This is a genomic window from Microcoleus sp. PH2017_35_SFW_U_B, from assembly GCF_020737865.1.
GTDB lineage: Bacteria > Cyanobacteriota > Cyanobacteriia > Cyanobacteriales > Microcoleaceae > Microcoleus.
Genome location: NZ_JAEQDE010000134.1, coordinates 13,270 through 34,313, shown reverse-complemented (window position 1 = coordinate 34,313; position 21,044 = coordinate 13,270). Strand labels below are relative to the sequence as shown.

Annotated in this window: 21 protein-coding genes and 1 pseudogene; 9 read left to right on the top strand and 13 right to left on the bottom strand. The window is 45.2% G+C overall.

Annotated features, from left to right (window positions below; genetic code table 11):
* Positions 1-127: pseudogene (locus JGK36_RS30590) on the top strand (IS110 family transposase); the annotation flags it as partial.
* A 209-nt stretch (positions 128-336) separates the two neighbouring features.
* On the opposite strand, the gene JGK36_RS30585 reads toward JGK36_RS30590, so the two are convergent.
* The 4 genes from JGK36_RS30585 to JGK36_RS30570 form a co-directional block, all read right to left on the bottom strand.
* Positions 337-522, bottom strand: coding sequence for a hypothetical protein (locus tag JGK36_RS30585; RefSeq protein ID WP_293182211.1), 186 nt, complete (start codon positions 520-522; stop codon positions 337-339).
* 28 nt (positions 523-550) lie between these two features.
* Positions 551-1,231: a GIY-YIG nuclease family protein gene (locus JGK36_RS30580; RefSeq protein WP_293182209.1), complete on the bottom strand. Its 681-nt coding sequence runs from the start codon at positions 1,229-1,231 to the stop codon at positions 551-553.
* A 170-nt stretch (positions 1,232-1,401) separates the two neighbouring features.
* Complete coding sequence (locus JGK36_RS30575) at positions 1,402-2,265, bottom strand: aldo/keto reductase (protein ID WP_293182207.1); 864 nt, start codon at positions 2,263-2,265, stop codon at positions 1,402-1,404.
* A 429-nt stretch (positions 2,266-2,694) separates the two neighbouring features.
* Positions 2,695-3,489 carry an ABC transporter permease gene (locus JGK36_RS30570; RefSeq protein ID WP_325315485.1) on the bottom strand — a complete coding sequence of 265 codons (795 nt, stop codon included), beginning with the start codon at positions 3,487-3,489 and terminating at the stop codon, positions 2,695-2,697.
* A 461-nt stretch (positions 3,490-3,950) separates the two neighbouring features.
* Here JGK36_RS30570 and JGK36_RS30565 point away from each other — a divergent pair, with 461 nt between their 5' ends.
* A complete protein-coding gene (locus JGK36_RS30565) occupies positions 3,951-5,024 on the top strand; it encodes a radical SAM protein (protein ID WP_293182205.1) in 1,074 nt (357 codons plus the stop codon).
* Between the two features lie 483 nt (positions 5,025-5,507).
* On the opposite strand, the gene ndk is transcribed toward JGK36_RS30565, so the two are convergent.
* Entirely contained in the window at positions 5,508-5,957 is a 450-nt protein-coding gene (gene ndk / locus JGK36_RS30560) for a nucleoside-diphosphate kinase (RefSeq protein WP_293182203.1), read from the bottom strand.
* A 644-nt stretch (positions 5,958-6,601) separates the two neighbouring features.
* Between ndk and JGK36_RS30555 the strand changes: the two genes are divergently transcribed.
* On the top strand, positions 6,602-7,357 hold the full coding sequence (locus tag JGK36_RS30555) for a hypothetical protein (protein WP_293182201.1): 756 nt from the start codon (positions 6,602-6,604) through the stop codon (positions 7,355-7,357).
* A gap of 222 nt (positions 7,358-7,579) precedes the next feature.
* On the opposite strand, the gene proB is transcribed toward JGK36_RS30555, so the two are convergent.
* From proB to JGK36_RS30520, 7 genes are all read right to left on the bottom strand, one after another.
* Complete coding sequence (gene proB / locus JGK36_RS30550; RefSeq protein WP_293198983.1) at positions 7,580-8,689, bottom strand: glutamate 5-kinase; 1,110 nt, start codon at positions 8,687-8,689, stop codon at positions 7,580-7,582.
* Positions 8,690-9,002: 313 nt separating this feature from the next.
* On the bottom strand, positions 9,003-9,524 hold the full coding sequence (locus JGK36_RS30545) for a YqeG family HAD IIIA-type phosphatase (protein WP_293182197.1): 522 nt from the start codon (positions 9,522-9,524) through the stop codon (positions 9,003-9,005).
* 375 nt (positions 9,525-9,899) lie between these two features.
* Complete coding sequence (gene mltG / locus JGK36_RS30540) at positions 9,900-11,024, bottom strand: endolytic transglycosylase MltG (RefSeq protein WP_293182195.1); 1,125 nt, start codon at positions 11,022-11,024, stop codon at positions 9,900-9,902.
* A gap of 358 nt (positions 11,025-11,382) precedes the next feature.
* Positions 11,383-11,958 (bottom strand): DUF3727 domain-containing protein, encoded by a 576-nt coding sequence (locus JGK36_RS30535; RefSeq protein ID WP_293182193.1) that lies wholly within the window; start codon positions 11,956-11,958, stop codon positions 11,383-11,385.
* 29 nt (positions 11,959-11,987) lie between these two features.
* Positions 11,988-12,230 carry a hypothetical protein gene (locus JGK36_RS30530; RefSeq protein ID WP_293198981.1) on the bottom strand — a complete coding sequence of 81 codons (243 nt, stop codon included), beginning with the start codon at positions 12,228-12,230 and terminating at the stop codon, positions 11,988-11,990.
* A gap of 36 nt (positions 12,231-12,266) precedes the next feature.
* The gene (gene ruvX, locus JGK36_RS30525; protein WP_293193202.1) at positions 12,267-12,728 is read right to left on the bottom strand and encodes a Holliday junction resolvase RuvX; all 462 of its coding nucleotides are present in this window, start codon (positions 12,726-12,728) and stop codon (positions 12,267-12,269) included.
* 217 nt (positions 12,729-12,945) lie between these two features.
* Positions 12,946-14,265 (bottom strand): GNAT family N-acetyltransferase, encoded by a 1,320-nt coding sequence (locus JGK36_RS30520; RefSeq protein ID WP_293193203.1) that lies wholly within the window; start codon positions 14,263-14,265, stop codon positions 12,946-12,948.
* A gap of 14 nt (positions 14,266-14,279) precedes the next feature.
* On the opposite strand from JGK36_RS30520, the gene JGK36_RS30515 reads away from it, so the two are divergent.
* On the top strand, positions 14,280-14,510 hold the full coding sequence (locus JGK36_RS30515; RefSeq protein WP_293201281.1) for a hypothetical protein: 231 nt from the start codon (positions 14,280-14,282) through the stop codon (positions 14,508-14,510).
* A 330-nt stretch (positions 14,511-14,840) separates the two neighbouring features.
* On the opposite strand, the gene JGK36_RS30510 is transcribed toward JGK36_RS30515, so the two are convergent.
* Entirely contained in the window at positions 14,841-16,028 is a 1,188-nt protein-coding gene (locus tag JGK36_RS30510; RefSeq protein ID WP_293198979.1) for a F420-0:Gamma-glutamyl ligase, read from the bottom strand.
* 210 nt (positions 16,029-16,238) lie between these two features.
* Between JGK36_RS30510 and JGK36_RS30505 the strand changes: the two genes are divergently transcribed.
* From JGK36_RS30505 to JGK36_RS30485, 5 genes are all read left to right on the top strand, one after another.
* The gene (locus JGK36_RS30505; protein WP_293182184.1) at positions 16,239-16,655 is read left to right on the top strand and encodes a XisH family protein; all 417 of its coding nucleotides are present in this window, start codon (positions 16,239-16,241) and stop codon (positions 16,653-16,655) included.
* The gene (locus JGK36_RS30500; protein ID WP_293193205.1) at positions 16,643-16,984 is read left to right on the top strand and encodes a XisI protein; all 342 of its coding nucleotides are present in this window, start codon (positions 16,643-16,645) and stop codon (positions 16,982-16,984) included. The genes JGK36_RS30505 and JGK36_RS30500 overlap by 13 nt, the downstream gene beginning before the upstream one ends.
* Positions 16,985-17,056: 72 nt before the next feature.
* Entirely contained in the window at positions 17,057-17,389 is a 333-nt protein-coding gene (locus JGK36_RS30495) for a DUF433 domain-containing protein (protein WP_293182180.1), read from the top strand.
* On the top strand, positions 17,386-17,772 hold the full coding sequence (locus JGK36_RS30490; protein ID WP_293182178.1) for an SH3 domain-containing protein: 387 nt from the start codon (positions 17,386-17,388) through the stop codon (positions 17,770-17,772). The genes JGK36_RS30495 and JGK36_RS30490 overlap by 4 nt, the downstream gene beginning before the upstream one ends.
* A gap of 468 nt (positions 17,773-18,240) precedes the next feature.
* Positions 18,241-21,033, top strand: coding sequence for a hybrid sensor histidine kinase/response regulator (locus JGK36_RS30485; protein ID WP_293182176.1), 2,793 nt, complete (start codon positions 18,241-18,243; stop codon positions 21,031-21,033).
* Positions 21,034-21,044 lie beyond the last annotated feature (11 nt).

Here is a 21,044-nt window from a genome sequence, read left to right as displayed (position 1 = left end):
ATTGGGTCGTGGTAAGGTCAAAATGCAGGTAATTGGTGCGCTTATGAGGAAGTTGGTGCATTTGGCTTTTGGGATTTTAAAGTCCCAAAAGCCTTTCGATCCCAATTATTTACTTGCTACCCCTTGACAGCTCAAGACAGTATCTACCAATCTTGCTATTTTCGATGTATTCTTGTATTACCAAATTCCGTAGGGGCGGGTTAACCAACCATCTATAATTACCATCCCAAATATTAATAAACCCGCCCCCACCCAACCAAAGAATTGGATGCACATTTTGGTATTTTCTATGTATTCTTGTATTTTGTATTACCAAATTCCGTAGGAGCGGGTTGATCAACCATCTATAATTACCATCCCAAATATTAATAAACCCGCCCCCACCCAACCAAAAAATTGGATGACAATAATCTCAGAAACCGGGTTTCTTCCTATACTTCTCGTACTTACCCCAAATTTGTCGAAGAAACCCGGTTTCTCGCCACCTACAAACATTTGATGTTCTTCCAGTTCGCTTGACAACAAACGAAACTTTATCTAGCACCGCATATTATTTTTCAGACTTTGTTTCCTGAGTTTGCGATTGAATCACCGCACTCCAATCATCATCATTATTAACAACAGATCCCAGATGCTTGTGTCCTTCCCCATCACTTTTAGCCGCTGTTTCCAACTCTTTGCTAAGAGTAGAATCTGCCATTGCTTTACGCAATTTTAGCTTCTTTTCCTCATAAGCTTGTTGCTCAGCCGCCGACATTGCCGATCGCGCTGCTTGACCCACCGTACTCGCCCACATCTCGCTCTGGGCGCCGTTTCCAGGCGGAATACTGCCGATTTCTGCGATCCAAGCATCCCGCAAACTTTCCATTTCTTCCCGTTTTGGGAATTTAAAAGTTTGCACCCGCACAAAAGCACAATTTTCCGCGCCGTTTTGGGCAATGTGACCGTTGATTGAAAGCAGAATGTTTCGCGAATAACCTACATATTGAGTGTTGCGAGAAGAGTCCGTGACAGCGTAAACACCGGCAACTTTCGCATTACTTGCTATCATCCGCCAAGTATCGATCGACATTACTTGCGTACCGTCATTTTCTAATTCAGAAATAGCAGTCGATGCGCTATGTTCTGAGTCGGAACTGTATAAAAAATTGTGCAGTCCTTCATGGGCGACAGGTACGTTTTGATGTTCAATTGCTACGTCTCGATCGGCATTCACTTGATTAGCTTCCATAAAACTCAATTCCTCACAAAGGGGTAATTTTACTAATTAAATCTGTCGTATTATAAGCTACTCTGCATTCAAATTATATATCAAGAAATTATCAAAATCTTGTGGGGCGATACTCAGAGCATCACCCCAAATATGCAACTTAAATGCGTAACAGCTTATCAGTGAAGTTTCTAACTTGCTGCAATTTGTTGCAATTCTTCATCAGTCAATTTAACTTCGATCGCCTTTACGGAGTCCTCAATGCTCGATAATTTTGTAGCCCCGGGAATCGGAACGACACAGGGCGATTTTGCCATCAACCAAGCTAATACTATACAGTAAACTGAAACGTTTTTTTCGGCAGCTAATTTGGCGATCGCAGGCATATCTTGCAAGCTAGTGGCCCGACGGCTTCCCCCCAAAGGACTCCAGGGGAAAAATGTCAGTTTTTCGGCTTCGCAATATTCCAGTACACCGTCGGATTCCGGCTGTCTGTGCCACGGATTGTACTGATTCTGCACCGAGACAATTTCTACTGTATCGCGGGCGCGTTTGATCTGCTCTACAGAAAAGTTGGAAACTCCGATAAATCGAACCATTCCTGCTTCTACTGCTTCTTTTGCGGGTGCTAGGGCTGCTTCGATTGTATAGGCTGGATCGGGCGAGTGATATTGCCAAAGGTCGATCGGCTTTTGGCCTCCCAAAGCTTCAAAACTTTCGTGAATTGCTTGACGTAAATGGTGGGGATTACCGTTGCGCGTCCAGGCACCTTGAGGGCGCATTAAACCACCTTTCGTTGCCACAGTAACAGCCCGAATATCTCCCGTATACTCTTGCAAAGCTTTGGCAATCAAATGCTCGTTGTGGTGTTTGTCAGATTCATCTTGGCAATAAGAATCTGCGGTGTCAATCAGAGTAACGCCCAAATCGAGGGCGCGGTGAATTACCGCAATTGATTCCGCTTCTGGCGGCCGGCCGCTTAACGACATAGGCATACCACCCAGACCGATCGCACTGATATTAAAATTACTGTTGCCCAGTTTTTTTCTTTTCATTCGTTGGCCCTCGTTTGCGTAGTTGATTGAGAGTTTAGATTTCAAGGATATGTAGAAATTTTACTGTTTTTTTGAGAATATAACTAGATAGGGGGAAAAATATTTATCCGTCCGCTGTACTGCATTCAAACTGTATATTTTCATGTACTATTCCCGACTGGTCAAACCTTCTCTCGTTGGGATCATCTCAGTTTTGTAAAAAGCATTTTTTTATTGTAGTGCTGTCCCCGCTCGCGTATTGTACAACACGCGAGCGGGGACAGCACTGTAAATGCAAAACTGAGATGATCCCTCTCTCGTTTTTCACCACAAATAATTGGTTTAAAACGGGAACCCCGATCGGGAGAAATCAAAAAAAGACGATTCATTACTCCAATCCTCTTCCTTCCAGCTTAAGCGCTGTCAACTGTCAACTGTCAACTGAATGAATCAACTCGAAGCGCTGGTGTAAAAGCGGAGTGCAAATTGCCAGAAGTACCGGGAGAAAAATAAAAGCCCGATCGCCAAAATTCCCGCCCCTGCGATCCAAACCATGTCACCTCTGCCCAGCATGGCTTCTGCCGGCACAGTAGTCAAGAAGGCAACGGGCACTACAAAAGTGAAGAAAAATCGATAAGCTGCGGGATAAGCTGCCATCGGAAATCTACCCGCTTCTAACAATCCTCTCAGGACTTCGGTAACGTTATAAATCTTGACAAACCAAATGCTGGTTGCACCCAGCATAAACCAAATACTGTAAAGAGTAATAGTGCCAAATAACAACGGTATTGCTGTTAAAAAATAGTTGCCTATTCCTACTCCCAATTTATTAGCAGCATACAGCAACAATACGGTGCCGAAGATTAAATCCGGGATTCCCCAAGGGGAAACTGTGTTTGCAGATAGCCAGAATTGGGAACTGATGGGTTTGAGGAGGACAAAATCGAGAGTACCTTGCTGGACTCGATCGACAATACGGCTGAGGTTGGGCGCCAGAAAAGTTGACGAAAACCCCTGCAAAACCGTAAAAATGCCGAGTACAACTAAAGCTTCTTCCCACGAATAGCCAGAAAAGCTGTAGCCAGTACGGTAAAACAGCGACAGGCCAAACCAACTACCAGCAAGGTTTCCGAGGCTGCTGAGGGTTGCGAGGACAAAGTTGATCCGGTATTCGAGCTCCGCTGCGATCGCTGCACCCCAGAACAATTTCAGTACGTGCAAATATCGTCCCATGTTTATCGCCATTTTTTTCCGTTGAAATACTTAAATTCCTTCATATTTTAAAGGTTGTGTGAAGCTAAATGCTGTACGGACACCTTATTTCATTATAACTTTAAGTTATTGGTACTGCATACTTAAGTAATTTTACTGAGCCAAATTATTAAGTTTTTTAACAAATTTTCAGTAAGATTTACAATTTATTGATTTAAGTCAATTTCAGGCTGATACTTTCTGCCACTTATTAAGCAGGATTCATCTTTAAACACAAATAATCGCTTGATACATTTGAAATACTAATATGTTACAATACTTCATATTATAAAATTTTAAAAATCATCTACCTATATCCCAAAGAGACGATTAGGATGGTGCATACGTACTCACGAGGAATAGGTAACGAGGAATAAGGAGAAATACGTAACCCTACTTACCAAGCTCGATTTCATAACATTGACTTAAGTAACAACACGTAAGGGAACAAAAACATGGATGCTTTAACTTTATCCAGACTGGGCGTCAAACACACCAAGAGTGCAGTAGCCGAATCGCTGCGGATCAATACAGGGCTAGACATGACAACCCCAGTTACTTTTTACGGAATTGTCAACGAGCACTGCAACGTGAAATGCCGTCAATGCGAGTATTGGCGCCTCAAAGAATATAAAGACGAAATGACGATCGAAGATTGGCAAAATGCCCTGTTGAGTGTCAAAGAATTTATCGGCGAATTTTCCATCAACTTTAGCGGTGGCGAACCTTATATTAAGAAAGGTTTTCTAGACTTGCTGACATTTGCCAACAAAAACGGCATCCACGCCGGTGTCACCACAAACGGCTATTGTATGACTCGGGAAAATGCAGCGAAAACTGTAGCGGCGCGTCCTTTTAATGTGAATATGTCCGTTGACGGGCCGAACGCAGAATTGCACGATTATTTGCGCGGTCAACCCGGATTGTTTGACAGACTTTCCAAAGGAATCGTTTATCTGCGCGAAGAACAAGAAAAACAAAACGTCCTGTTTCCAATCAACGTCAAACCAACTATCAATCGGCTCAACTTCCGCCACCTAGAGGAAATTGTAACCTGGGCGAAAGGAATTGGAGCCACGACGGTGAACTTCCAACCAGTCAACCGCTGGACACCAGAAACCTATTCGGAATTGTGGGTAGAAGAAGAAGACAGGGAAGAATTTTCACAGGTAATTGAGCGCTTAATAGATATGAAGAAAAACGGCGCACCAATTATGAACAGCGATGAAGTATTGCGTTTGATGGTTCCTCACTTCCAGGAACAAAAAGCTCCTGATTCGACTCGGCCTTGTCGTGTTGGACTCCGCAATTACTGGATTGATACGCGCGGCGATGTAAAATTGTGCGATGAATATCCGGTGATTGGCAATGTGAAAGAGACCAGTGCCCGCGAGATTTGGTACGGCGAAAAAGCTCAGGAAGTCCGCCGTGATACCTTGAATTGTGGCAAGTTGTGTCTGATTACTTGTGTGTCGCAAAAGACGATTTTGGACAAGGTGAAAATGGGCATGAAGTTATTAAAGAATTGAGGTTTGAGCAGTGTTAAAATTGCTGGTGTTCATGGTAGCCGGGTTTTGGTAAAAAACCCGGTTTTTTGTTTGATGAATTGTCTTGAGGTTTGTAGTAAAAACTTTAGTCCTCAATTTTTTAAAGAGTTATAGTTGTAGTGTGTGTGACCGCGAAAAATCCTGATACATACCAGGGACTATGAATTGTCACGCACCCTTTTCTACCATTTTTACACAGTTTTCTGAGATTGGGTGCGTTTAATTCTCTCGCTGCGTGGCGAGAAACCGGGTTTCTCCGACAATTTTCGGTGGATTACGAGAGATTAATTCTCTCGCTGCGTGGCGAGAAACCGGGTTTCTCCGACAATTTTCGGTGGATTACGAGAGATAAGGGAATCAACCCGGTTTCTGGGATTTGGGTGGTCAAAAAAAATATATAAATGCGACTTGATTATTATGAAAAATAAGAATATCTCCCGATTAACAATCGGGAGAACATCAAAACTACTCCACAGTCCAAGGACTCAAACAAGGAGTCCAAGCACTTAATTCTTCAGGTTTAAACCAGAGACTAATTTCCTGATTTGCAGTCTCGACAGCATCAGAACCGTGAATAATATTGCGGCCAACATTCACAGCCAAATCGCCGCGAATTGTTCCCGGTTCAGAATTCAGAGGATTTGTCGCGCCAATCATTTTTCTCGCCGACGCCACAACGCCGCCCCCTTCCCACACCATCGCCACCATCGGCCCGGAAGTGATGAAGTCTACCAGTCCCGCAAAAAACGGTCTTTCTTTGTGTACGGCGTAATGCTGTTCGGCTAGTTCGCGACTCGCCGTGATTAGCTTCATCCCAACTAGCGTAAAGCCTTTGGCTTCAAAACGACCGATAATTTCGCCGACGAGTCCGCGCTGTACGCCGTCGGGCTTAATCGCTAAAAAAGTCCGTTCCAAGATTAACTCCTATTGTTTTCTTAACCGATCCAAAAGACAGAGTAGCTCACAATGCACCTAAAGGCAATTCTGGGAAGAGCAAATTGTTATTTGTAGACTTACAGGACTCACGCATTAATTAGGTATTTCTGTCATGGCCAGCTACCCCTTGCGATCGCAAAATCTGTGTGTTTAATTGCAGGATCTATTTTTCATCGGTTCTGCTTAAGTCCTGACTTAGATCGTGTCAGTCTAAATACTTATCTGCGCTACGGTTGCAATAGCAGAGAAAAATAGTCTCAGACCCCTGCGATTGCTTCACTTCAATGCCTTACGTTCACAATGACATCTTTTCAACAGTTGACAGTTGACAGTTGACAGTTGACAGTTTGAGAGCCACCTCTACCTAGAAGTCCGAGGATTGGAGTAATGAATAGTCTGATTTTAATTTCTCCCGAGCAGGGAGAGGCTTTCAACTAATTCTTTCTGGTAATTTTCCATAATATGATGCAAATCACATTATTTTGTGACGGCAAACACGCTAAGTATACGATCTAAAATACACATATGTATGACAAGAAACACAATTACTTAGACTCACAAACATAGATAATTAATGCAGGGATCGAGATTATCTTGAGAACAGCCACTCCGAGGAAAAAGCTATGAAAGAGATTATGGCATTCATTGCACAAAAAAAAGATGAGTTTGCAAAATTGCCGTTATTTGAATTTCTAGCTAATAAACACATTCACCCGAATCAACGACTAATTTTTGCACCTGTACTCGATCCTTTGGCTATGGGCTTGAGTGATTTAAACAAGTACGTCCTCCGAGACTCTTCCAGCAATAACAAGGTTCAGGAACTGATTAACAAATATACTTACAAAGAAAACTACTACTGGTACGGGTATCTGCAACATCTAGAGACATTGGGTTTCAACAAATTAATGAGTTACGGGGACTTCAGGCTGCTTTGGGGTGAAGAAACTAAAAAAACTCGATCGCTCTGTTCGGTGCTGGAACGCTACGCTTGGAAAGCCTCTCCCATTCAGAAACTGGTGTTAGCCGAAGCCTTGGAAGGAACCGCCACAGTTTTTTGTGAGGCGGCGCTAGCAGTGATCGTGGAATTAGAGAAAATCAATAAAAAAGAATATATTTATTTGGGAGGAAGTTATGTTGGTTTGGAAAATCATCAAATTTTAAATACACCGGAGATGTTGCAAGTTTTAGCAGAGATAGAACTTTCTGATGCGGAACGCCAAGCAGCTTTAGAATTAGCACAAAATGTATTTGAACTATTTACAGAAGCGATGCACGAGCTATTTGGACACAGTACAACAAATTCTTGCAAAACTGTGCTGCAAGTATCCTCTATTTCTGCGTTCGATCGCACTCTTGACTGTTTAGACGTTTGTTAAGAAGACCGTTGAAACCGCGTCTATACAAGCACTCACCCCACGAGAGAAGACGCTCGCGAATGGAATTCGCGCCTGGGCGAATGGAATTCGCGCCTACACAAAGAAAACCCGCCTCCGCGGGTTGAAGAGCCGGCAGTTAAAATTATGTTACCTTCTTCAGTCCGCGGAGGCGGACATCGTTTGTGTAGATGCGAATTCCATTCGTACGTCTTATTTTAATAATTAAACAATCACTAAGTTATCTCGGTGTACTGCGGTTTCTACGCCTGCATAACCTAAAATCTCAGCAATTTTATCTGATTTGCACCCTTTGATTTGTCTCAACTCTAAGCTGCTATAATTGACAAGTCCCCTCGCAATTTGTTTGCCTTCTCCGTCGCACAACTGCACGGAATCATCAGCTTGAAATTCTCCTTCTACTTGAGCAATTCCCGCAGCTAACAGCGATTTTCCGCCGTGGGAAATTGCCTTGACAGCACCCGGATCTAAATAGAGTTTTCCGGCTGGAATTAAGACGTTGGCTATCCAGTGTTTTCTAGCGTTTACTGGGCGCGGTTGCGGCTCGAATTGAGTGCCGATCGCCTCGCCGTTCAATATTTTCTCAATATTACCAGGAAAGCAGCCGTTGGTGATGACTGTGCGTACTCCTGATGCTGTGGCGATTCTGGCGGCTTCAATTTTTGTCACCATTCCGCCGGTTCCCCAACCGCTGCGGGAATCTCCTGTTTGTACGTCCAATGCTGTGAGTTGTGCCATGCTTTCTACTAGGGCGATCGGCTGTGCGTCGGGATTGCTGCGCGGATCTGCTGAATACAGCCGATCGACATCGGTGAGCACAAACAACCAATCTGCTTCTACCAAACTCGCTACTAGCGCCGAAAGCGTGTCGTTATCGCCAAATTTGAGTTCGTCTACCGCTACAGTATCGTTCTCATTGACGATCGGAATTACGCCCAATTTGAGCAGTTGCTGAAACGTATTGTAGGCATTAACATACCCGTTGCGCTGTACTAAATCGCCTCTGGTGAGCAATACTTGGGCGATCGGCTGTTGTAGAGTAGTGAACAAGTCATCGTAAACGCGCATCAGCCGCCCTTGTCCGACGGCGGCCACAGCCTGCTTCAGAGCGATATTTCGTGGGCGTTCCGTCAAGCCCAAGCGCGCGCAGCCCACTCCCACCGCACCGGAAGAAACCAACACTACTCGATGGCCTTGTTGCTGCAAACCGGCCAAAATCTCGACTAATGTAGCAATAGTTGAGAGAGCTAAGTTCCCGGTAGTCGATCGAGTAAGTGTCGAAGTTCCTATTTTAACAACAATAGTTTGAGTCATCGGTTATTAGTTATTAGTTATTAGTTATTAGTTATTAGTTATATTATCTGCGATCGCACGCCCGCAATCAAATTGATTTGTAGTGAAAAATGCAAGTCTTCATAGGAAGCATCTCAGTTTTGCATTTGTAGTGCTGTTTGCGATCGCGATCGTTGTATAATTGGCGATCGTTGTATAATTGCCGATCATTGTATAATTGCGGAGCGGGGACAGCACTAATGCCAACTGTCAACTGTCAACTGCCAACTGCCAACTGCCAATTGCCAACTGCCAACTGTCAACTGTCAACTGTCAACTGTCAACTGTCAACTGACTACTTTCTGCTATCAAGAGAAGCACCCAAAGCTTGAGACACCCAAACTTCAAAAGAACGCACCGGATACTTGCGAAGCGCATACCCAGCATCAACCATTGGCTCAACTAAAATAGTAAACATACCCAAACGATTGCCGGCCAAAACATCAGTAAAAAGTCGATCGCCCACCATCGCCACCTGTTCCACCGGCAAATTCATCGCCGTCACCGCTTTTCGCAACTTGCGCCGCGACGGCTTAGCCGCACCAGTGATGTAAGGTAGATTCAAAGACTCAGCAATTCGACCGATCCGAGTCTGACTTAAATTATTGCTCGCCAACCACAGCGATACTATAGGTTTAATTTCTGCCACCCACAGGCTGAGTTCCTCAGAAGCATTCATTGCTGTAATGGGAACGAGAGTTTCATCCACATCCAACACTAATCCTTTAATATGATATTTCTCAAGAATATCAGCCGTTAAATTTACGACCGAATTGCCTAGAACTAAGTCTGGCTGTAGTAGTTTTCCCCAAGTCATAATGATTTTAGATTTTAGATTTTAGATTTTAGATTGAGAAATAAGAAGCGGGAAGTTAAACATTCAAAAAGTCAAAAGTAAAAAGTCAATAATTATGGCTTTTGCTTTGTAATATCGTTTTCGTTTGCATCCGAATCAGCATTTTCGGAGTGTAGTGCTGTCCCGCTTGCTCATGAGAAGCCTCAAACGCTCGGTATAATTCCGATGTAGCCGAATCCAATATAACTTTTGACTTTTTACTTTTAGCGGTTCTCAAGCGTGGTGAGGTATGCCCACGGAGGCTGCCCTATGCCCTATGCCCTATGCCCTATGCCCTATGCCCATGAGTACCTCATATGAAAGCTCGAAAGGCTATATGTATTAGTCCTTGGCCATCTATTGACCCGATCGCACTTTCTGGTCAACTTGAGCCACAGCAGCATCGTGTTCCGCCTGAGTGCGGCTGAAAATGTGAGTGCCGTCGTATCGAGCCATAAAATACAGGTATTCTGTATTTTCAGGAGCCAGAGTCGCTTCCAGACTTGCGATTCCCGGAGCTGCGATAGGAGTTGGCGGCAGCCCTACATTCATATAGGTATTGTAGGGAGAAGGCGTTTCCACCTGCTTAAAAGTCAGAGGTTTCTCCTTGGTTTGTCTGATGCCGAGGGCGTATTCCACCGTCGGATCGGAACCCAATTTCATGCCCTTATTCAAGCGACTGGTAAATACCCCAGAAATGCGATGGCGTTCGGAAGCAACCACAGCTTCTTTTTCTACAATACTCGCCAGCGTCACCCATTCTTTCAAAGAAAGCTTAGTATTGTTCTGATTTTTTTGAAAGACCGGTAAAGCTATCCGCTCGAAACGGCCGAGCATTTGTTTGATCACAGCTTCCGGGCTGACTGCATCGCCGTCTAACTGATAGGTATCCGGGTACAAAAACCCTTCCAAATGAGGCAAGCCACTGGGTAGCCAAGGGTAATCAGCGTAGGGAACTTGACTCGCCGCCGCCATAAAATCCTTAGCCGGAAAAAAACCTTGGGCTTCAAAATAAGTGCTCATTTGTTGCAATGACCACCCTTCGGGAATCGTGAAACTCTGCTGTACGACTTCACCTTTCCAAATTTTTTCAGCAACCGCACTCAGAGGCTGAGTCGGTGAGAGTTGGTAAGTTCCGGCTTTAAAACCTCCGTCGCGGTTTTGCATAGTCAGCCAGCGGGCCCACATATTCCATGCTCCTGCCGATCGAATTAAGCCCGCCGCTTCCAAATCCTGCCCGATTTTTTGACTGGAAGTACCGGGGGGGATTTGAATCGAAACAGCAGCATCCTTGGACGGGGGAGTTGACTCGGCGGCTGTTTTAGGAGGGGCAGAAGCCCAGCTCCACCAAGCCCAGCCCTGCCAAGCGCCAACTCCCCAAATTGCAGGCAGCAACGCCAGATAAAACAACCATTTAGAGACTTTCGGGGATTTTTTTTGGCCCTCGCGCGCGCTGCCTTTGGTCAGTTGTTCTTTACTCATAATCCGTTGTCCTCGATAAGCGGCGATTAAGTAGCGACTAATGAGTGATGACCTGCGATTGATGACCGAAAAGTTACGGATACCAGCCCTTGAAAATATGCCCTTCACGCTGCCCAATTCTATAGCCCGAGCTGACAGGAAGGCGGAATCAGGGAAAAAGTTCGATCGACCTAGCAGTTGACTTTTGTCTAAAATAGTCAAATATTCTGCTTTTTGCCCTCATGCCTTCTGCAATTAGAGATTGCAGGTCGATCGAGTATACATCATCAACCCGAAGCGGGCGGCCACTCTTGACACCGCCCCTACTCTAAACCAGTTTCTTTGCACTTCACAAGCCCAGCAAAACTGAACTCAATATCTAATCAAGCTCATCAAAGAACTGATCTTCTAGCATCGGCAACATCGGTTCCAGCCTTTGGAACTCTTCTTCCGAGAGCAATTCAGGCTTGCCGTCATCATTCATTCGAGCCAAGATAAAAAACGGGTCTAGAGGTGTATAAATGGCATATTCCTGCTCTTCGTGATAGAAGCTGGTCAACCACATTAGTTCCTCGAACTCTGACTCCTCATCGGGATCGGCATTAGGCTCCAAATCCTCGTCAGGAAATTCCGGCAATTCACCAACTACAGTCAGTGTCACCGCCGTGCGCCGGAGTGTCAAGTTCTGCTCTTGCAGGACAACTTTAGCAGTATCAAAAATTGTGTCTATTTCGGTCTCGTCTTCTACAGGAATTGCTGCTTCGTCGGTATCGTCTCCGTGCCAAGTAAAAATTTCTACAGGAGAGTCGATCGGCAACAGCAAGGCGTATTCTTGACCTTCTAGGTTCATCGAATATTCTATGTTGCAAGTTAGCGATCGCCCAAATTCATCCGTCAGGGTGACGGACGTTTCGTGGGAATTACCATTCTCTTTGCGGTATGGGGATGAGGACATCGCGTGTATCTTAATTTTCCGTCAATAATTCAGTAATCTTTGCTTGACAATTGGGGATTTTCGTGGCGATATTGGGCCTCTTCGGGCGATCGCCAGTCCACAAACTTAAACCGCGAGACTCGCGGCATTTTCCACAGGCGAGGAGTGCAGCGTTTAAATCTCAGCCGAGTCCAGAGCGACACTGAGGACAAATCACAGTTATGTGCTGCTTCAGTACCGAGGTTCTGGGGATTTTTCTCCCATGTGTCAACGCTTACAGGTGTGCGTAGCAAACTTGCACAACTAGGATATCACGCCTCTGTTACTACCTATGAGGATTGGGAATGGCGCTCTTGCTTTTGTCTGCGCTCGTCTAGCCACTGCTGCAAAATCAAGGCCGCTGCTTTGCGATCGATCAAACCCTTATGGCGCGACGGGGACATCCCTTGGGCTTGGATCAGTTCCTCGGCGCCCACAGAAGTCAGGCGCTCGTCGGCGTATTCTAGGGGGAGTTCTAAGGCGGTGGCGATGCGAGTGGCGTATTTCTGGACTTTTCGGGCTTGAGTGCCCACTTCTCCGTTGAGGGAGTAGGGCAGGCCAGCCACCAAAATTTGCACTCTTCGCTCTTCCACGAGTTCTCTGAGACAAGCTACATCTCGATCGAAGGACGATCGTACCAGAGTAGTAATCCCCGTAGCGATTAAACCAGTGCCGTCACATCCGGCGATGCCGACTCGTTTGCTGCCGATATCTAATCCGAGGGCTGAAATCCATAATTTTTCGTTGAACATCAATCAATTTTAGATTTTAGATTTTAGATTTTAGATTTATTTGTTTCTGAGCCGGATATTTTTTTACGAACCGCGAAGACGCGAATAACGCGAAGGAAGAAGGGAAGAAGTTGGGTTTTTTCGGTTTGTAGTGAGGACTTTAGTCCGCATAAATAAGAGGACTAAAGTCCTCACTACAAACCCTTAATTTAGCCGACATTATATCAGAAATTAAGTTCTACTCTGGGGCGTCGCCGTCGATCGGCAATTCCGGCAAATTCAGAGGCAAAATGCTGCTAGCATCTGTTGCTCCAGATTCAGGATTTTGGCTGTTCAAAGGGTTAACTTGATTAGCTTGATTTTTTCCGGAGTCCAACAAAAAGGGCTTAATCTCAGACGACGCGGGCCCTGTTGTGGCTTCTCCAGCCATCGGGCCGAGCCAGGACATCCTACCCGGTACGGGTTTGCGAGTTGGCTGGAAGCTTTGCAGCATTTCTGATAGCTGGAGTCCTTCGAGGGAGACTAACTTGGACTCGCGCAATTTGTGCCACACCGATCGCGACATCAGCAAGCTGTGTTCCAAACGCACGGCTCCAAATTGCTCTAAATAAGCTTCCCGTTCCGGCTGATAGTCGGCGGAAGCCAGTTGCAGGCTTTGGACTGGGAAATCTTGAACGAGGCGCGCCATTTGGGATAGCAGTTCGGGGTACAACCAAGTGTAGGCCGGGTGCACTGTCAGTTGGGCGACGTGCGGCTGTTGGCCGTTGCGGGATAGCTGTATCTGAAAATAGCCGATCGCAGCTTTGCGCTGCGGTTCAAATACGTAGGCGCTGACTACCTCTGTTTTGCTCAGCCACTGTTTGACACCTTCAAATAAGGCGCCGAAGAAACTGGTTTTGAAGTCTTGAATGTGCCGATCGAATACTTGACGTACTAACGGCGGCATAGACGCGGTATCGAGTTGATATAAAAATTGAGCGTCAGCGTTGCTTACGGGCAGCAGGTTGGGCAAATCTGGCGTCGCGGAGGCCATTTCTTGGAGGCGTTCCGGGGCGATCGACCAATAAGTCATCTGGGCCAACGGCTGAAACCCGTTCTGGCGGTACAAGGCCAGGGAAGTTTTATCGCCGACATTCACCTCTAGCAGCCAGGTGCGTGCCTCCCAGACTGCCTCGAAGCAGTACCGCATCAGCATCGAACCAATGCCTTTGCTGCGGGCTTCTGGGTCTACCCCGACGCGATCGATCCGCCAAGTGCTGCGGGTGCGGTTGAAAGGAGAAATCTGAATTATGCCCTTAACTGTCCCCTCTTCTTCGGCAACATGGGCTCGAAACAGCGACTGACCAGGGTTGGGAAACAAGCTAAACAGCTTTAGCAGTCCGTACCAGCGACGAATCTGCTGAAACTTTTTACCTAGTACCAAGTCGCAGCTTGCGCCCTTGCGTTTTTCTGGTTGTTCGGCTGTTTCCGCGCACAATTGTTCCATCGCCTCGATGTCGCGGTACTGAAACGGGCGAATCACAACCTGGTTTTGGTTTTGGGAGGGAAATGAAGTCATATAGAAATTCTCAAGTGGTTAGTGGTTATTGGTTATTGGTTATTGGTTATTGGTTATTGGTTATTGGTTATTGGTTATTGGGGTTATTGGTTATTGGTTATTGGTTATTGGTTATTGGTTATTGGTTATTGGTTATTGGTTATTGGTTATTGGTTATTGGTTATTGGTTATTGGTTATTGATGTCAACTTAATGTCAAACGTACTGCTGGTCTTCTGTTTACCGCTGAGGCCAGATCCCCCCTAGCCCCCCTTAAGAAGGGGGGGACAGGAGCATTCTCAAAGTCCCCCTTCTTAAGGGGGATTTAGGGGGATCTGGCCTCAGCGGTAAACAACATATACAAAGGCTTTTAGCTTTAACTTGACAGGCTTTGGTTGGCGAGTCACTCACGAAAGTTGAGAACCGTAATAGCACGAAACTGGACAAGAAAATTAAAAAATCAAATATCTTTAAGAAAGGGGAAGAGTTACGGAAGTTTTGAGTTCTCAACTTATAACTTTTAATTCTTCACCCTTTCTCGATCGATCTAAAATTAAAAATTTCAAATCATTTGTTTGACTTTTTAATTTTCAGTCTTCAACTCAAGATTTTGCTCGGCAGAGGTCGAATTAAAACGACTGGTGTTCGCTCGTCAGCATTCCCGGCGGGGTTGCTGCGTAACGCTTGCTCTAAAAATGTTACCGATAAATCGGAGGTCGCTGCTAATATCTTAACTGCTTTTAAGTCATTAGCGTCTACGATCGCCGCCGCAAGTCCAGTTTCTCGTTGAATTTCCTCTACAACTTGCTGGGGATTGTCCGGGCCAAGGACAATAAATTGGTCGAAGGGAGGCAAAGTTCCCGTAACATCGTCGATTAGCCTGGCTTGTTCCCCTGCAAGTTGGTAAAAGACTCCCGGTTTACCGAATATTTTAGCTATAGAGCCGATCGCAAATGCGGCCACTACACGCCAAGGCCCAACTACATCAACCAATGTCTGCATTCCGCAAGCGGTGGCCAAACTCGACATCGGCAAGAAAAACAAGCAGACTCGCTTGGCTACCCATCCGGGTTTGACTTCGCTGGGATGGCGGTAGCGTCCCTGCATCAAGGCTAAGGGAGTTTCGGCGAGGGCGACAATATCACCTTTGTTGGCGCGCGGTAACACGTAACGCTTGACAATTTCGACGGGATTGTCGAGTTCGGCGAGGATGTGGGTGCGAATTGGGAAGACTTCTGCAACGCCGACATTGCGGGCTGTGGGTACGGTGTCCGAGTTGGGAAATTGCAGCGGGACTACTACGTTGCGGACTCTGGGGATGCGCCCGCTTGGGCCGTAGGTGATGAAATGTATTTGCACCCAAGCTGACTGCAATTTGTTTAAATCTTGCCCTTGAATGTCTACGGAAACTTTAATTTTCGTGTTTTTTTGGGCTTTAACAATATAGCCGAACCAGTAATCGTCTGCTCTTGCTTCTGCGTCTTCGTGACCAGGAATGACTTTTGTCTGGGAAGTCACGCCGTCTAAACTTCCGTCTGACAGCAGTTTCACCTGTGCCCGCACATCTGGCAACATAATCTCGAACCGCTGTGTCAGATTGCGGAATTCCATTTCGCCAACCAACAGATAGCGGTTGGGTTCGTTTATGGCTAAGTGCCATTCTCCGGCTGTAAGTTCTAGTTTATTTGCACTCCCAGTCCGGCGATAGTTCAACTCTAGGCCCAATCCGCCCAATGCCAGCAGCGAACCGGCTGCTGCGATTCCTGTTGCTAAAGTCTCAATCACTCAAATCACCGCCAATAATATTTTGTGTTTACTGTAGTCGATCTCGGGTACTTCGAGATCCGATCCGGCAGTAATTGCATTTGCTGGGTTTGCTGGGGGGATGCCAGTTAGTAAATTTTGCTGTCAGCGGTTTGGATGTTGGCGGGCTGTGGGGATGGGATGTGCGATCGGTTGAGTTAAGATTTGAAATATCAAATTACTGAATTCGCGATGCCAGCTAAAGATATCTACCATGATGCCGTCAAGCAAGCGCTGATTAAAGATGGCTGGTTGATTGTAGCCGAAAACTATATGCTGGAATATGGTGGTGATAAACTTTATCCTGATATTGCCGCCGAAAAGTCGATAGCAGCAGAACAGCAAGGACGAAAAATTATTGTTGAGGTGAAGAGTTTTTTAGGCCGCTCTTTCATCAACGATCTAGAAAATGCAGTTGGTCAATATATCATTTATCGTAATGTTTTACAAGCCCAAAAATCTGAGTACGAATTGTATTTAGCGGTCGCAACTAGGGTTTATAAGGATGGTTTTCAAAAGAAACTCGCCCAATTAATTGTTGAAACTAATCGGGTGAAATTGCTAACTTTTGACACTGAAGAGGAGGTAATTGAGCGATGGATAAATTAGAGTATTATCGTCATTTGATTCGGAAAGTTTTAACTGAATATTACGAATTGGGGTCAAAATCGACCAATTCAAAGCTAGAAAATGTGCTGGTTTTTGACGAGGAACACGACAATTATTTATTGATGGTAATGGGTTGGCAGGGGGAAGAACGGATTAAGGTCAATACTATTCACGTGCGATTGCGGGATGGCAAAATTTGGATTGAGGAGGATTGGACAGAAGATGGGGTGGTGACAGATTTTTTGCAGGCTGGGGTTTCGCGGGAAGAGATTGTTTTGGCGTTTCATCCACCGCATTTACGGCAATATACAGAGTTTGCGATCGCTTAAGAAAGGCGATCGCCCTTCTAACTATCTCATCTAATTCGTTTAAAATTTAGATAAAAAGCAGCCACGATCCCTATGACACTAGCCATCACTCCAACCAAGCAGTATATCGAACAACGCAACGGAGGGTATTGGATTCAAGGAACTCGCATTTCCTTCGATTCAGTCGTTTATTCCTTCTTGAATGGAGAAGCACCCGAAAGCATTGCCCAAAATTTTCCACTTCTTTCGCTAGAACAGGTTTATGGTGCGATCGCCTTTTATCTTGCCAACCGAGAAATCGTTGATGCGTACTTAGAAGAAGGTGAAGCAGAATTTAAGGAATTGCAACAGTCTTTGAGACAAAAAAGTCCACTTCTGTACCAACAATTGATAACTGCTCAAAATCGGAAAAAAGGCGCATTATGACGAAAATTAGATTAAAAATTTGCGTTTTCATGCTTCTAGAAATCGCCACTATAGCTATCTTCGCTCCACAACTCACTAAGAGTGCGATCGCTCAATCCATCACAGACAAAAGCTGCGTCGCCGATATTGTAGGTGAAGATATTGGCTCACAAGTTAATATCAGATCGGGTGCTGGAAGCATTTTTAGCGTTGTAGGCACTGTATCGGTAGGAAATCTAGTCATTGTCGCTAATGATGACCAAAATAAAAGTGCTGTCGTATCTCCACTCAGTCGCAAAGATAGTGAAGGAAATGTCTGGTATTTGACGACAAGATTGAGAGCAAGTGAGTACAAAGGTTGGATCAAAGCAGACTTTTTGAAACTCAGATGTCCTAATCCCTAGGTGTGGCGCTCAAAAAGAGGAGGCACTCTGCACGGACTTTCTCTTTTATTTTACTTTAAATATGCGATCGCCCAAACAACTCTCGATCGCACTTATCCGATTCTATGTACTTAAGTATTTGCCACCAAACTTCAAGTATGAATTCGGCACAACTCCTACGAGAATTCCCTGATATTTATTTACCAGGACAGTGCGAACAACACCTCAACAACGCCCTTACCTCATTAACCTCGTTTCTCCGAGGAACTTAGAGAAACTTCTAGAAGTGCTGCTGTGCGGGCGAGGTATTAAATTCATTGTGAAAAATATTAGCTTAAACCATTTTTGGGTTAATATCGATACATAACCACAAATTAGGTGATACTCAAATAAAGGCGATCGCCCGATCGATGTCTCTTAAAAAAACAGCTTGCCTAAGTGTAGTCGAGCAAAAAGAATATCCGCATCGCTGCAATAGCGAATTGTCATATGCCATCATCCCAGGCTTCAATCTTTAACAAACTCATAGGTAGCGCCCCGCTGCGAGCTGTTTTGATTGTCCCCTTCGTGTTACAAATCATGGGGGCGGTCGGCATTGTTGGCTACTTATCTTTTCGCAACGGACAGAAAGCAGTCAACGATTTGGCATCTCAACTGCGGACTGAAGTCAGCAGCCGCATTGACCAGCATCTGGACAGCCAACTCGACACAGCACGCCACCTTGCTCAAGTTAATGGTGATGCCTTCGATGTGGGATTGCTCGATCCCAAAGATTTAGATAATATGGCTCGTTTTTTCTGGAAACAGATGCAATTGTTTAATGTCGGCTACATCAGCTTTGGCGCTCCAGGAGGCGAGTATGCGGGTGCTGGATATCAAACAGATCAAAATATTATTTCTGGCATCAGCAATCCAAAGCAACGTGGCAATCGAGATCATTACTTTTACAATACAGATAGTCAGGGCAATCCCACTAAGCTTGCTGAGATATTTAAAAATTTTGAGTTCGAGAAAGAACCGTGGTACTCAAACACGGTTAAAGCTGGAAAACAGACATGGGTTTTATATCAGTGGACAACCACGCCTTATCCTCTGTCTGTTTCTGCAAACAGACCGATTTATGACAAGAACAATCAACTAATTGGTGTCATAGTCATCGACCAGCGTCTTTCGGAAATTAGCGATTTTTTGCGTAAATTGAAAGTCAGTAAATCGGGCAAAACGTTTATTTTGGAACGCAGCGGGCTAATTGTTGCGAGTTCCAGCACCGAGCAACCTTTTAAATTGATTGATGGCAAGCCTAAACGGTTAAACGCATCAGAAAGTAGCGATGTGCTGATCCGATCGACATCTCAATATTTAGTTAAGCATTTTGGCGATCTCAACAAGATTAAAGATAATCAACAGCTTGATTTCTTGCTGAATAAAGAACACCAGTTTGTCCAAATTTTACCCTGGAAAGATGAGTGGGGATTGGATTGGTTGGTAGTTGTGGCGGTTCCTGAATCGGATTTCATGGGGCAAATTAATGCTAATACTCGCACTACGATTCTATTTTGTATCGGCGCCTTAATTGTGGCTACGGTTGTGGGTTTTTACACTTCCCGCCTGATTGCTGGGCCGATCGCACTATTGAGCCAAGCATCACAGGATTTCGCCTCTGGGAAGTTCGATCGCACTGTGGAAGTCTCCGGTAAGAATGAACTGGGTGTGCTTTCGGAATCCTTCAACGATATGGCGCAGCAACTGCGCGACTCTTTTACAGCCCTAGAAAATACCAACCTCGAACTCGAACATCGCGTCGAAGAACGCACCGTAGAACTCAAAATTGCCAAAGAAATGGCAGACGGCGCCAACCGCGCCAAAAGCGAATTTTTGGCTAACATGAGCCACGAATTGCGAACTCCCCTCAACGGCATTTTAGGCTACGCACAAATTCTCCAGCGCAGCGAACCGATGACGCAAAAAGGACGCAGCGGTGTTGATATCATTTATCAGTGCGGTTCGCACCTGCTAACGCTGATTAATGATGTCTTGGATTTGTCGAAAATTGAAGCCCGGAAACTCGAATTGCATCCCACAGCTTTTCACCTACCTTCATTCATCCAAGGTGTTGCGGAAATCTGCATGATTCGCGCCCAGGAAAAGGCAATTACCTTTGATTTGCAGATTGATTCGCAACTCCCGACAGGGGTTTGCGGTGATGAAAAACGTTTGCGCCAAGTGCTGCTAAATTTGCTGGGAAATGCAACTAAGTTTACGGAAAAAGGCGGAGTGGTTTTTCAGGTTGATGTGATTAAAGATGCTGAGTTTTCCGATTCAAGTTCTCAGTTAAATTTAAATCAAAAAATATATAAAATTCGCTTTACAGTTGAAGATACAGGCCCGGGAATGACCGCAGTACAAGTTAAGAAAATATTCTTGCCTTTTGAGCAAGTAGGTGATGTGAAAAAACAATCGGAAGGTACTGGATTGGGACTTGGGATCAGTCAAAAGATTGTGGGCTTAATGCAGAGTGAAATTGCGATCGACAGTCGTGCAGGAGTTGGCAGTATTTTTTCCTTTGAAGTGTCACTCCCGGAGGCGCAAAATTGGGCTGATAGTTCGAGAATCGTCGAACAGGGCGCTGTTTTGGGTTACTTGGGTGAAAAACGCAAAATTCTGGTGGTGGATGACAGGTGGGAAAATCGGGCTGTGCTGGTGAACTTGCTAGAACCGATCGGCTTTAAGATGATTGAAGCGGCTGATGGTAAGGAAGGACTCGATATCGCTTTAGCCACCAAACCCGATTTAATCCTCACCGATTTAGCGATGCCGGTGATGGACGGATTCGAGTTTTTGCACCAAATCCGCGCTCATCCTCAACTGCGAGATGCGATCGTGCTAGTGTCGTCTGCAAGCGTGTTTGAGATCGATCGCCAAAAGAGCCTGGATGCAGGCGGAAATGATTTTTTGCCAAAACCAGTACAAGCAGATGTATTGCTAGGCTTACTTCAAAAATATTTGCAATTGGACTGGGTATATGACGACACAGTAACTGCGCGTAAAAAAGCGCAAAATGCGATGCCAAATGAAATGCAGATTCCGGCGATCGAGATTTTACAGTTATTAGATGAACAAGCTCAATCTGGCGATTTAGATGCGGTAATCGAGATTGCCGAGGAAATCCAAACAGCGAATCCAGAACACGCGATTTTTGCCCAAAAAATACTCGTTTTGGCAGAAGGTTTTCAAGTCAAAGAGCTGCGGGCATTGATTCAAGAACATTTATCAAAAGTTTAAGGGGGAAAATC

Bases quoted from the DNA above. Each gene is read 5' to 3' on its own strand.
- JGK36_RS30580 (WP_293182209.1), bottom strand. From the start codon at position 1,231: ATGGAAGCTAATCAAGTGAATGCCGATCGAGACGTAGCAATTGAACAT.
- JGK36_RS30575 (WP_293182207.1), bottom strand. From the start codon at position 2,265: ATGAAAAGAAAAAAACTGGGCAACAGTAATTTTAATATCAGTGCGATC.
- JGK36_RS30570 (WP_325315485.1), bottom strand. From the start codon at position 3,489: ATGGCGATAAACATGGGACGATATTTGCACGTACTGAAATTGTTCTGG.
- JGK36_RS30565 (WP_293182205.1), top strand. From the start codon at position 3,951: ATGGATGCTTTAACTTTATCCAGACTGGGCGTCAAACACACCAAGAGT.
- JGK36_RS30555 (WP_293182201.1), top strand. From the start codon at position 6,602: ATGAAAGAGATTATGGCATTCATTGCACAAAAAAAAGATGAGTTTGCA.
- proB (WP_293198983.1), bottom strand. From the start codon at position 8,689: ATGACTCAAACTATTGTTGTTAAAATAGGAACTTCGACACTTACTCGA.
- JGK36_RS30545 (WP_293182197.1), bottom strand. From the start codon at position 9,524: ATGACTTGGGGAAAACTACTACAGCCAGACTTAGTTCTAGGCAATTCG.
- mltG (WP_293182195.1), bottom strand. From the start codon at position 11,024: ATGAGTAAAGAACAACTGACCAAAGGCAGCGCGCGCGAGGGCCAAAAA.
- JGK36_RS30535 (WP_293182193.1), bottom strand. From the start codon at position 11,958: ATGTCCTCATCCCCATACCGCAAAGAGAATGGTAATTCCCACGAAACG.
- ruvX (WP_293193202.1), bottom strand. From the start codon at position 12,728: ATGTTCAACGAAAAATTATGGATTTCAGCCCTCGGATTAGATATCGGC.
- JGK36_RS30520 (WP_293193203.1), bottom strand. From the start codon at position 14,265: ATGACTTCATTTCCCTCCCAAAACCAAAACCAGGTTGTGATTCGCCCG.
- JGK36_RS30505 (WP_293182184.1), top strand. From the start codon at position 16,239: ATGCCAGCTAAAGATATCTACCATGATGCCGTCAAGCAAGCGCTGATT.
- JGK36_RS30500 (WP_293193205.1), top strand. From the start codon at position 16,643: ATGGATAAATTAGAGTATTATCGTCATTTGATTCGGAAAGTTTTAACT.
- JGK36_RS30495 (WP_293182180.1), top strand. From the start codon at position 17,057: ATGACACTAGCCATCACTCCAACCAAGCAGTATATCGAACAACGCAAC.
- JGK36_RS30490 (WP_293182178.1), top strand. From the start codon at position 17,386: ATGACGAAAATTAGATTAAAAATTTGCGTTTTCATGCTTCTAGAAATC.
- JGK36_RS30485 (WP_293182176.1), top strand. From the start codon at position 18,241: ATGCCATCATCCCAGGCTTCAATCTTTAACAAACTCATAGGTAGCGCC.